The organism is Parvimonas sp. M20 (assembly GCF_035282425.1).
Taxonomy (GTDB): domain Bacteria; phylum Bacillota; class Clostridia; order Tissierellales; family Peptoniphilaceae; genus Parvimonas.
This window is the reverse complement of sequence record NZ_JAYKBQ010000006.1, coordinates 36805-49824: the sequence shown is the minus strand read 5'-3', so window position 1 is coordinate 49824 and position 13020 is coordinate 36805. Positions and strand designations below refer to the sequence as shown.

The 13020-nt window shown below is 29.9% G+C and carries 8 protein-coding genes and 1 riboswitch; of the genes, 3 read left to right on the top strand and 5 right to left on the bottom strand.

Translation table 11 applies throughout. The features are described from left to right. Positions 1 to 32: 32 nt before the first annotated feature. From VJI93_RS04200 to secA, 4 genes are all read right to left on the bottom strand, one after another. Entirely contained in the window at positions 33 to 341 is a 309-nt protein-coding gene (locus tag VJI93_RS04200; protein WP_323999695.1) for a nucleotidyltransferase domain-containing protein, read from the bottom strand. After that, the gene (locus VJI93_RS04195) at positions 322 to 1458 is read right to left on the bottom strand and encodes an HNH endonuclease signature motif containing protein (protein WP_323999694.1); all 1137 of its coding nucleotides are present in this window, start codon (positions 1456 to 1458) and stop codon (positions 322 to 324) included. The genes VJI93_RS04200 and VJI93_RS04195 overlap by 20 nt, the downstream gene beginning before the upstream one ends. A gap of 306 nt (positions 1459 to 1764) precedes the next feature. After that, the gene (rlmD, locus tag VJI93_RS04190) at positions 1765 to 3120 is read right to left on the bottom strand and encodes a 23S rRNA (uracil(1939)-C(5))-methyltransferase RlmD (RefSeq protein ID WP_323999693.1); all 1356 of its coding nucleotides are present in this window, start codon (positions 3118 to 3120) and stop codon (positions 1765 to 1767) included. A 59-nt stretch (positions 3121 to 3179) separates the two neighbouring features. Continuing rightward, positions 3180 to 5900: a preprotein translocase subunit SecA gene (gene secA / locus VJI93_RS04185; RefSeq protein WP_323999692.1), complete on the bottom strand. Its 2721-nt coding sequence runs from the start codon at positions 5898 to 5900 to the stop codon at positions 3180 to 3182. A gap of 192 nt (positions 5901 to 6092) precedes the next feature. Further along, positions 6093 to 6184, top strand: a riboswitch (THF riboswitch). Positions 6185 to 6209: 25 nt separating this feature from the next. Here secA and VJI93_RS04180 point away from each other — a divergent pair. After that, positions 6210 to 6740, top strand: coding sequence for a folate family ECF transporter S component (locus VJI93_RS04180; protein ID WP_323999691.1), 531 nt, complete (start codon positions 6210 to 6212; stop codon positions 6738 to 6740). 671 nt (positions 6741 to 7411) lie between these two features. Next, positions 7412 to 8623: an arginine deiminase gene (locus VJI93_RS04175; protein WP_323999690.1), complete on the top strand. Its 1212-nt coding sequence runs from the start codon at positions 7412 to 7414 to the stop codon at positions 8621 to 8623. A gap of 288 nt (positions 8624 to 8911) precedes the next feature. Here the strand turns inward: VJI93_RS04175 and ileS are convergent, their stop codons facing one another. Then, the gene (gene ileS / locus VJI93_RS04170) at positions 8912 to 12007 is read right to left on the bottom strand and encodes an isoleucine--tRNA ligase (RefSeq protein ID WP_323999689.1); all 3096 of its coding nucleotides are present in this window, start codon (positions 12005 to 12007) and stop codon (positions 8912 to 8914) included. Between the two features lie 524 nt (positions 12008 to 12531). On the opposite strand from ileS, the gene VJI93_RS04165 reads away from it, so the two are divergent. Next, complete coding sequence (locus VJI93_RS04165; protein ID WP_323999688.1) at positions 12532 to 13008, top strand: glutathione peroxidase; 477 nt, start codon at positions 12532 to 12534, stop codon at positions 13006 to 13008. The last annotated feature ends 12 nt before the right edge of the window (positions 13009 to 13020 follow it).

Genomic DNA, 13020 nt, shown 5'->3' with positions numbered 1-13020 from the left:
TGTTTTTCCAAACTTACAACTATTACCCACATTCATTTTATGCAAACATATTTTTTATCTAGCTTATTTATAAAACCAATCTCTTTTTCTTCTTCAAAACTTAGTGCAGTTATATCTACAGGGTAGAATGTTTTTTGTTCTATAAACGCTTTAATTATATTAATATTTCTTTGAATATCAAAAGAGAAGTCTGAATATAATAATAAAATGTCAATATCATTTGAGTATTTGTCTTTTCTTAATATGGAGCCAAAAATATAAACTTTTTCAAACTCACAAAATTGCTTAGTATTTTTCTTAATGAAATTAATTACTTCTATTTTATTTAATTTTATTGACATATCTATAAAACTCGTCCATTGTAAGTAATTCAACGTTAAAATCTTCCGATAAATCTAGTGCTTCTTTCGATATACAACATGTTCCATTCCAATTATGCAAATTTACAATTACACATCTAGGCTTGGGCGCCATTCTATATAAAAATTCCTTACTTAAACAGTATTCATATACAAAGACTATGTTAACATCATTTATTTTAATTTCTCTTAATATATTCTGATTACTATATTCAAATGATATATTTCTAGAGTTTAAATATTTTAATGCAAAATTTAAACTTTCAAATCTGACTCCCACTTTCTCAAAGCAATTATAATCATAATACAACTGCCTTACCCTAGGAGTATCATCCATAAATATCTTTTCTCTATTTTTCAGTAATATATATGGTTTGTCTATTCCTAAAACAACTTCTTCTAGTATATCTTTATCTCTAAATGTTTTTAACAGTTTTTCTAAAGATTCAGTAGACGGGAGTATATGATCACTTATCGGCACAATTCCAAAAATAGAATTTATTTTTTGGGGAAAAAGCACTTCTCTAATTTTTTCTTCATCACATCGAGTATTTTTAAATTCTTTAACATGAGTTATGAATTTTTTAATAACTTCTAAATTTGAATATTCTTTAACTGGATGCTCTTGAAATAAATTAAGATTATTATCAAATAACAATTTTAGTTTTTCGTTATTTGATAATATTATAGGTTCAAATTTATTCCATAAATATTTATTATTACCTAAGTAGTAGTTATCATATATACTATGATTTTCCTTTAATATAGGTACAACTTTTTCCCTAAGTTTATCAAAAGAACTAAATTTGATAGAAAAAAATTCTTCTAAATCTTTTCTTCTATCTTTTTTCCATTTTTTAACAGTATCCTCACTAATAAAACCTGTCTTGTCAAACGTTTTATGACAATTCGGGCATAATATTATTAAATTTTCAAATGAATTGTCTTCTGTTTCATAATATGCACCAATATGAGCTTTTTCAATGATATCATTATCGTTTATAAATAATTCTGCTTGACAGTCTGGATTCATACATCGTCCCATGGATTCAGCCCATAATCTACGTTTTACATTTTCAGAAATTGGTTTTCTCCTCATTTTCTAACCTCCAAATTGTTTATATAGAAATTTGTAGCCAAAAATTCTTATTAAATCATCTTAAAATACTTTAATACATCCATCAATTGGACACTGTGAAACTTTCTGATTCTCGTTCTTTGAAATATTATAGTATTCCCTAACTTTTAAATCGAATTTTCTCTTAACCTGTGCAATATACAGTGTAGTCACCTTAAATCTATACTTTTCCAAAACATAATTTTGAATTTGTTTATAAGTAGCCTTACTCTCCACACTTGTTAAGTCCGTCTCATCAATTGGAATCTCTATACTAATGTACCTTCTTCAATCAAGTTTGGAAAGCAACACGATACTCTCGCAATGGACTGTTCTTGGGAATTGATTAAAGATTTTTAATGTTTTTAGTTTGTAGCCATTTTCAAGTAGAATTTGAACGTCTCTTTTTTGTGTTTTTGGATTGCAGGAAATGTAGACCATTGTTTTTGCACCACAGGAGATTATTTTTTCCAATGCTTTTTGGTTTATTCCATCTCTTGGTGGATCTACGATGATTACATCTACCATTTCTTTTCTGTTTTCAATTTCTTCTAGCACATCTCCAGCTATGAAGGTGCAATTTGTTAGTCCGTTTTCTTTGGCTGATTTGTTTGCACTTTCGACTGCCTCTTCTACAATTTCAATTCCATAGACTGCTTTTGCTTTTCTTGCTACAATTTGTCCTATTGTTCCAGTTCCTGAATATAGGTCAAAGACTACTTTGTTTTCTATGTCTCCACAGAGTTCAATTGCTTTTGAGTATAGATTTATTGCTCCGAATACATTTGGTTGGAAAAATGAAAATGGTGTTACTTTAAATTCCAAATCAAATATTTTTTCTGTTATGTATTCTTTTCCAAAAATTATATTTATTTTTTCCGGAACAACTGCATCTGCAAGTGAGTCATTTTCAGTATGCACGATAGATTTTATATTTCCCTCTAGTTTCAATCCTAAAAGCATATCTACAAAACTCTTTCTATCAAATTCACTTTGTGTTGTTGTTACGATATTCACCATTATTTCACCAGTTGTCAATGCATAACGAATGATTAAATGTCTTAACAGCCCTTCGTGAGTTCTCTTTTTTACAAATGGAAGATTTTTTTCTCTTACAAAGTCGATAATTGCATTTCTTATTATTTCAAAATCTCTATGTACTAAATTACATTCTTTCGTATCTATAACTTCGTAAAATCTATTCTTCTTATGCATTCCAAGCATTATTGGACTGTCTTTATACATATCTGCAAAAGTGTATTCCATTTTGTTTCTATATGCTGTTTTTAAAGGGCTTTCAAATATTTCAGGTTCTTCTGAATACACATCTTCAAAAAGTTCCTTTATCTGTCTTTGTTTTAGTTTAAGTTCATATTCATAAGGAACACTTTGATAGCTACAACCTCCACATTCCAAATAGTTTGGACAAGTTGGATTAGTTTCAAGCGGACTTTTTTCTAAGATTTCCAAAAGTTTAGATTCCATATGTTTTTCTCTTTTTCTTCCAACGACTACAGAAACTTTTTGTCCTTCAATTCCACCTTTAAAATTTACTTTCTTATCTTCAAAAGTAAATTCGGACATATTTGGATAATTGACTTTTTCAATTATTCCCTCTATATATTTTTTCTTTCTTCTTCCCATATATTACCTTTCTATTAGCAGAAAAGAGCGAAATAACTTCACTCTTTCCCCTAACTTATCTATTTATTTCTTCCACAACATTTTTTATATTTTTTACCACTTCCACAAGGGCATGGATCATTTCTTCCAACTTCTTTTCCTTTAACATAAGTAGTTTGTTCGTCTTGAACATTTGTTGAAACTTCTACTGCAGCTCTTTCTCTTTCGATTTCAGCTCCGGCAGGTTGGATGTTGAATAATCCCTTTAGAACATCTGCTTTGATTGATTCGTTCATTTCGTTAAACATTTCAAAGCCTTCCGCTCCATATGCTCTTACAGGGTCTTGTTGCCCATAAGATCTTATGCCTATACCTTGTCTTAATTGATCCATAGCATCTATATGATCCATCCATTTTCTGTCAACAACCATAAGCATAATTACTCTTTCGATTTCTCTCATTTGTTCTTCGCCGATTTGTTCTTCTTTTTCAGCATAGAATCTTTGAGAAACATCTATTATATAGCCTTTTAATGCCTCTTTACTTAATCCTTTCATTTCTTCAAAATTCAAAAGATTGTGAGGTAAGTATGCATTTTCAATTTCCAACTTCAAATCATTTAATTCAATATTTTTTCCATTAGAATATTGTTCAACAGTTGAATCTATGAATTCAATCAACATTTCTTGAATGGTATCTTTCATATCTTCGCCGTCAAGAACCGCACGTCTTTCTTTATAAATTACGTTTCTTTGAACATTCATAACGTCATCGTATTTTAATACATTCTTTCTGATACCAAAGTTATTAGCTTCAACTCTTTCTTGAGATCTTTCTATTCCTCTTGTAACAGACTTAAATTCCAATACTTCATCTGGATCATAATTTCTATTCATAGCAAATCTTTGAATAGCTTCTCCACCGAATAGACGCATTAGGTTATCAGAAAGAGAAACGAAAAATCTTGATTCACCAGGGTCTCCTTGACGACCAGAACGTCCTCTTAACTGATTATCGATACGTCTTGATTCATGTCTTTCAGTACCAACGATGAAAAGTCCGCCTGCTTCAATAACTTTTTTAGCATTTTCATCAGTTTGAGCTTTATATTTTTCATATAATTTTTTAAACTCTTCTCTAGCTGTTAAAATTTCTTCATCATCAGTTTCCCAGAAAGCATCTAAATTATCTATAACATATTGAGGTGTTCCCTTTTTCTTCATTTCATGTTTAGCCATAAAGTCAGGATTACCACCTAAAAGAATGTCGGTACCACGGCCTGCCATGTTTGTTGCAATTGTTACCTTACCATAAACCCCTGCTTGAGCTACTATTTCGGCTTCTCTTGCATGGAATTTGGCATTCAATACATCATGTTCTATTCTTTTTTTCTTAAGCATTGCACTTAATAATTCAGAAATTTCAATTGAGATTGTACCAACAAGTACAGGTTGTCCCGTTTCGTGAATTCTTTCAATTTCTTCAACAATTGCTTTAAATTTTGCTTCTTCAGTTAGATAAACTCTATCATGATGATCTATTCTTATAACCGGTCTGTTTGTAGGAATTTCAATAACATCCATATGATAAATTTCATTAAATTCATCTTCTTCAGTCTTTGCTGTTCCTGTCATACCAGAAAGTTTTTCATACATTCTGAAGTAATTTTGGTAAGTAATTGTTGCAAGAGTTCTAGATTCAGACTTGATTTCAACACCTTCTTTGGCTTCAATAGCTTGGTGTAGCCCTTCACTATATCTTCTACCTTCCATAATACGTCCAGTAAATTCATCTACGATTAGGATTTCTCCATCTTCACTTACAACATAATCAACATCTCTTTGCATTGTGTTGTTCGCTTTTAATGCTTGGTTTATATGATGTGCTACTTCCATATTAACTGGGTCTGAAAGATTTACAAGTCCAAAGAATTCTTCAGCCTTATCAGTACCGATTTCAGTTAAGTTTGCAGTTTTGTGTTTTTCATTAACTACAAAATCAACAGTTTCTTCTCTAAGTTCTCTATTGTAAAAATCTTCATTTTCTTCACTTGGATCTGCAATTCTTCCTTCTAAACTTTTTACAAATCTATCTGCAAGTGCATATAAATCAGTTGATTGGTCTCCTTCACCTGAAATAATAAGTGGAGTTCTAGCTTCATCGATTAAGATGGAGTCAACTTCGTCGACGATAGCATAATTAAGTCCTCTTTGAACTAGTTCTTCTTTGTAAACAACCATATTATCTCTTAGGTAGTCGAAACCGAATTCTGAGTTTGTTCCATAAGTTATATCACAACTATAATTTTCACGTCTTTCATCATTTGAAAGTCCATGCAAAATACAACCTACTTTTAAGCCTAAAAATTCGTGGATTTTACCCATCCACTCTTTATCTCTCTTTGCAAGGTAATCATTTACTGTTACTATATGAACACCCTTGCCTGTAAGAGCATTTAAATATGAAGGTAAAGTCGCAACCAAAGTTTTTCCTTCACCTGTTTTCATTTCGGCAATTCTTCCTTCATGAAGAACAACCCCACCGATTAACTGTACTCTATAATGTTTCATACCTAAAACTCTGTGAGCAGCTTCTCTAACTGTTGCAAAAGCTTCAGGTAAAATATCATCTAAAGTTTCTCCATTTGCTAATCTAGTTTTAAATATTTCTGTATTATTTCTAAGTTCATCATCTGTTAATTTTGAATATTTTTCTTCGTAAGACATTATTTTATCTACGATTGGATTTATCTTTTTAACTCTTTTTGTGGAAGAATTAAAAATATTACTTAAAAATCCCATAACTCACCTCTATCTAAAATATATATTTTCTCACGTTTAATATTTTACCATAAATACTCAAAATTTACAAATTATCACAGAAAAAATAAGAAAAAATTTTTTTATCTTTTTAAAGTTAATTCTTGACTTTATTTTAAAAATCTTATAAAATAATTTTGTATTCGTGTGATACCAATAGTAGCCTATTTTTTAGGCAGAGTAGGAAACTTGCATTAAGTGTTACAAGATGGGATGTTGCTTGTAAACGAAGAGATTTCTCGTGGTTAGTTTTCGCATCCACTGTTGGCATTGATTTTTGAAAGGAGAAAAATGAAAAAAAATAGGTTTACAACCACACAATTAGCTATCGCAGGGCTTATGATAGCTTTAACAGTTATTTTGTCTTATCAAAATATTTATTTATTCCCACCTAGAAGTGGAAGAATAACACTTAGATTTATACCAATGCTATTCTCTGGTATATTATTAGGACCTACACTTGGAACTATAATCGGTGGTGCCTCTGATCCATTGATTTATTTTATGACTTTAGGTTCCCCTGGAATGTATTTTCCGGGATATATGTTTACAAATATGATAATGGGATTTTTCCCAGGACTTATACTTGGAAAAAACATTGAAAAAGAAAGTAAACTTTCTATAACTTTAAAAGTTGCACTTATTTGTATTCTTTCTTTTGGTGTTACAATATTTTTAGACAGCTTTTGGTTGTCTGTAACAAGAGGTAAAGGATTTTGGTACTATGTTATTTCAAGATCAGTTCCAAATTTAATTCAAATGGGAATTACATTTGTTGCACTTTTAGTCTTAGCTACAAGAATTAAAAAAACATATAGATAAAAAATTTAATAAAGAAAAATCACATACACGAATTAACAACTGACTGCAGTAGTAGTCAGTTTTTTTGTGAGTAGAAATGTGTCTATGACACATTTTACTTTTGTTTACTTGTAAACAAAAGTATGAGATCTCCATAGTCGATTGTATCCAAATCAAGATTTGGACAATCTTTGCGTCAGACCTACTATAGATTATTTACAAGCAATAGTATTTCTGAAAGAAATTCTAAAATATTTTTTATGTATCTTCGATACATTTACTTTTGCTAAAGCAAAAGTATGAGATCTCTCCACTCCGTTTCACTTTGGTCGAGATGACGTGTAAGGAGCTTTACTATGCTAAGTATTTTGACGTGAATTAGTTAATTCTCTTTACAAGTAAATAATCTAAGTTAGAGCTAGATTCGCTACACTCAGCTTCGCTTCGTTTCGCTATGCTCAACTCCGGTCGAGATGACGTGTTTGGGGAATTACTTTGCTAATTGTTTTCATGCAAAAAAATTTACTTTTATTTGCAAAAAATATATTTGATTTATTCCTGAAATTTATCAAAAAATACAATGTGAAGAAAGTAAAACTTCGTGTTTATATCTGTCAATATATCTATAAAAATGTATTGTCTTTAGATATTTTATTTGTTATAATATAGCTAGTAAGTTTAAGGAGGGAGCTATGAAAATTAATGTAAATTCTGAAATTGGAAAATTAAAATCAGTTTTGCTTCACAGACCTCATAAAGAACTTTTAAACTTAACGCCTTATTTACTTGATGAACTTCTTTTTGATGAAATTCCTTTTTTGGATAATGCACAAAAAGAACATGATATGTTTGCAAACATTTTTAGACAAAATGGATGTGAAGTGTTCTATCTTGAAGATTTGTGTGCTGAAAGTCTTTATGATGATGGTATAAGAACTGCTTTTATTGAAGAATTTTTAGATAATGCGGATGTTCATGTAGAAAATGAAAAAAGATCATTAAAAGAATATTTATTTTCCATCAAAGAGAATAAAGAATTAGTTTTAAAAATGATGGAAGGTGTTAGAAAGAACGAAGTAGATTTGAAAGAACCTTCAACTTTAAGCGAACTTATTTCAAAGAATGATTTTTTCATTTCAAAACCACTTCCTAATTTGTACTTCACAAGAGATCCTTTTTCATTCATTAAAGACGGAGTAAGTCTTCATACAATGTGGTCCGTTACAAGAAGAAGAGAAACTCTTTTTGGAAAACAAATATTTGAACATCATAAAGAATTTAAAGGAATTAAAAAATGGTATGATAGAACAGATATTCCTTCAATTGAAGGCGGAGATATTTTAGTTTTATCTGAAGATGTTGTTGCCATCGGTGTTTCTCAACGTTCAACACCAATGGCTATTGAAACTATTGCAAAAAGGCTTCTTGAAGATGAAAATGGAGTAAAAACCGTACTAGCTTTGGTAATTCCAAACAACAGAGCTTTTATGCATCTTGATACTGTTTTAACTTCAGTTGATAGAGATTTATTCACTCTACACCCTGAAATTGAAAAGACATTAGAAATTTATTCACTAAAATTAGTTGGTGGAAAAGTAAAAGTTGAAGCTGAATCAACTGATATAGAAGTTGTATTGAAAAAATATCTACATGTTGATAAAATTGACTTTATCCGCGAAGGAAAAGGTGGACTTTTAGATACGCATAGAGAACAATGGTCTGACGGATATAATACTTTAGCTATCGCACCTAGAGAAGCTATCGTTTATGATAGAAATACTATTACAAATCAATTACTTGAAGAAAAAGGAGTAAAACTTCATAAGATTGATTCAGGTGAATTGTCTAGAGGACGTGGAGGTCCAAGATGTATGAGTATGCCTCTATTTAGAGAAAACTTATAAGATTATAAAAGATTTTAATTAAAGCACAGAATTTCTGTGCTTCAGACTGATGACAAAGTGTCAATGAGCAATTGTTGACACTTTTTTAACGGAGAAAAAGAAAATAAGTAGTATAATAATTAGACTATAGTCAAATAATTTAATAAAAACAAAAATACATAAAAAAAGCACAGACAAAAGTTATAGTTTGTCTATGCTCTGAAGCACAGAATTTCTGTGCTTTTTCTATGCCATATTTTAGTACAAAAAAACAACGGATTTTTACCCGTTGTTTTTCAATGTTTTTTATTAAACTCTTTCTACAAATAATTTTCCAACTTCTCCGTTGAAATCAACTTCTTCCGTATCCAAATTGTCAACAAAAGCCAATTCAACACCTAAAGTTTCTTTCATTATAAATTGTTTGTAGTTTTCAACCGCTTTTTTCAATCTTTCTGAACAAGCACATTTTATTCTAATTTCATCAAGAACATCAAAATCAGCGGATTTTCTCATTTGTTGTATCTTTGAAATTACTTCTCTTGCAAAACCTTCGTCTAGCAATTCGTCAGTTAAAGTTGTATCTAAAATTACGAAAAGATTATTTTCCATTGTAACGTCAAAGCCTTCTTTTGCACTAACTTTTACGTCAACATATTCTTTTAAGATTTCAGTTTCTTCTCCATTTAGATTTACAAATACGGAACCTTTTTCAAGTTTTTCTATAAATTCTTTTGGATTTGTTTCATTTAAGAATTTTCCAAATTCTTTAATTTTAGCTCCTAAAATTTTACCACAAACTTTAAAATCCGGTTTTAACATATAGTTCATAAATCCTGATAAATCTTTTTCGAATACAACATTTTTAACATTAAGTTCTTCCATAATCAATTCTTCCAAGTCGCCTATTTTTTCTTTTAAAGCAAAATCAACAACTATTTCAGAAAGTGGTTGTCTAACTTTAATCTTAACTTTTTCACGACTTGCACGACCTATTGTTACAAGATTTCTAACAATTTCCATTTTTTCTTCCAACGCTTCATCAATTAGACTTTCATCACATTCTGGAATGAAATCTAAATGAACACTTTTTTTGTCAGTTAAATTATGATACATTTCTTCTGCAACAAAAGGAGTTATTGGAGCAATAATCTTTGAAATTCCAAGTAAAATTTCATAAGTTGTATTGTAAACAGCTTTTTTATCGTCATCAACTTCTGTATTCCAAAATCTTCTTCTATTTCTTCTGATATACCAATTTGATAAATCTTCAATTACAAAATCGGAAATTGCACGAACAACCTTTGTAACTTCAAATTTATCCATATTTTCACTATACATTTTCAAAAGATTATTGAAACGTGACAATATCCATCTGTCTATTTCAGGTCTCTTATCATAATCTACAAAAAACTCTCTTGGATCTATCTCATCAGTTCCAGAATAAAGTTGGAAGAAATTGTAAGTATTCTTGTAAGATCTAAAGAATTTACTTTCTATTTCTCTTAAACCTTCAACGTCAAATCTAGTTGGAATCCAAGGTGGTGAAACATAAAGTGAATAAAATCTCACCGCGTCTGCTCCGTATTTATCAAATAATTCTATCGGATCAATTGTATTCCCACGAGATTTACTCATTTTCTTGCCGTCTTTATCCAAAATTAAATCATTTACCAAAACATTTTTATATGGAGATTTTCCAGTTATTAATGTTGAAATTGCAAGTAATGAATAGAACCATCCACGAGTTTGGTCAATTCCTTCACTAATGAAATCTGCAGGAAATAATTCTCCAAAGTTTTCCTTGTTTTCAAAAGGATAATGATGTTGTGCAAAAGGCATCGATCCAGAGTCAAACCAAACGTCAATAACGTCTTTTTCTCTTGTCATTGTGCCACCACATTTTTCACATTTCAAATGAACATTATCTACATATGGTCTGTGTAATTCTATATTTTCGTCAATTTCTTCAATACTTCTTTCAGCCAATTCTTTTCTTGAGCCTACACTTGTGCAATGACCACAATCACATTTCCAAACATTGAAAGGAGTTCCCCAATATCTTGAACGGCTGATTGCCCAGTCATTTAAGTTTTCAAGCCAGTTTCCAAATCTCTTTTCCCCAACAAAATCAGGATAGAAATTTACAGCCTTTGCATTTTCAATTAATTTATCTTTATATTTAGTAACTTCAATATACCAAGATGGCTTTGAATAATAAATTAAAGGTGTATGACATCTCCAACAATGTGGATAATTATGTTCAACCTTTTGTTTTTTCAATGCCTTATTATTTTCAAAAAGATATGTGATAATATCAGCGTCACATTCCATAACTGGTCTACCTTCATATCTTGTAGTGCTGAATTTTCCTTCTTCATTAACAGGATTAATCAAAGGAAGATTGTATCTTCTTCCTGTTTGATAGTCATCTTCTCCAAAGGCTGGAGCAGTATGAACAATACCAGTACCGTCTTCTACTGTTACATAATCAGCAAGAGTTACAAAAAAGGCTTTTTGTTTTGTTTCAATTTCAGGAATAAGTTGTTCATATTCCCAATATTCCATATCTTTTCCTAAGAATTTTTCAACAACTTCATAATCTTCACCTAAAACTTTAGTGGCTAGATTTTCAGCTAAATAGAAAACTTCATCTTTATATTTTACCTTTACATAAGTTACATTAGGATTAACAGTCAAGGCAACATTTGAAGGAAGAGTCCAAGGTGTTGTTGTCCAAGCAATAAAATAAGCATCTTCATCTTTCTTCTTAAATTTTGCATAAACTGTTGTAGTCTTAATCATTTCATAACCTTGAGCCACTTCGTGAGATGCAAGCCCTGTTCCACAACGTGGACAATATGGTAAAATTTTTGCTCCTTCATACATTAAACCTTTTTTGAAAATCTCATCCAAAAGATTCCAAACAGATTCAATATAATTGTTGTCAAGAGTGATATAAGGATTGTTCATATCTGCCAAGAAAGCCATTCTTTCAGACATTTCTCTCCATTTACTTTCATAAACGAAAACTGATTCTCTACATTCCTTACAGAATTTTTCTACTCCATAATTTTCAATATCTTTTTTACTTGTAAGTCCTAATTTCTTTTCAACTTCAATTTCAACAGGTAGTCCATGAGTATCCCAACCTGCTTTTCTCTTTACTTTAAAACCTTTCATAGTTTTATATCTACAAGTCATATCCTTTAAAGTACGACTTATAACATGGTGAATACCGGGTTTACCATTTGCTGTTGGAGGACCATCAAAAAATATATAATTTTTTTGTCCCTCTCTTGCATTTACAGATTCATGCAACAAATCTATCTCATTCCAATATTCAGATATTTTCATTTCTCTATCCTTAACGGATTCTTTTGAAAGTTCTCTAAACTTTGCCATATATACCTCCATTTTTTCTATAAAAAAAGCCCTAAGATAAAATCTTAGGGACGAAATTTTTCCGTGTTACCACCCAAATTATTTAAGATTAAAAAAATCTTAAATCACTCAAAAATCTTTAACGAGATTAACCAAAAAACTCCAAGTTGATACGAGTTTGCTTCATAAAATAGTTTGCACCAGACACTATCTCTCTGAGTTAATTCACAAGCTCCGTCCTCTTCATCGTTTACTATAAAATACGAGTATTATTGTACTATAAAAGCATAAAAAAGTCAAATATTTTATTCAATTTATATACTAAAAAATCAAAATAAATTTCTATGTCATTTAATTTTAAACATTTCATAAAAGCAGATTATTTTTCGATATTTTTCAACTTAAAATCATAAAATTATTAATATGATTAATAATAAATTACTAAACAAAATTTATCCTTTAAAATTTAAACTGTTAAATGTTTGTTATTATTATTTTAAGGGTATTAAAATAAATATATCTTATACATATTTTTGGAGGTAGAAATGAATATTTATGATTTTAAAGTAAATGACATTGACGGAAACGAAGTTTCCATGCAACAATTTAAAAACAAAGTTTTGCTTATAGTAAATACAGCTAGTAGTTGTGGTTTTACTCCTCAATTCGAAGGATTACAAAAGTTGTATGACGACCATAAAAATAAAGATTTTGTAGTTTTAGGATTTCCTTGTAATCAATTTAAAAATCAAGATTCTGGAACTAATGAAGAAATAAAAACTTTTTGTAGTTTAAACTACGGTGTAACTTTTCCTATGTTTGAGAAAATAGAAGTGAATGGACAAAATACTCATCCATTATATAAGTTTTTAAAGGCAAAAAAATCCGGTCTCTTGGGAAATAAAATTAAATGGAATTTTACAAAATTTCTTGTAGATAAAAATGGAAATGTCGTTTCAAGATTTGCTCCAACAACAGAGCCTAAAGATATTGAAAAACATATATTAGAACTTTTAAAATAATTTAAAGAAAGC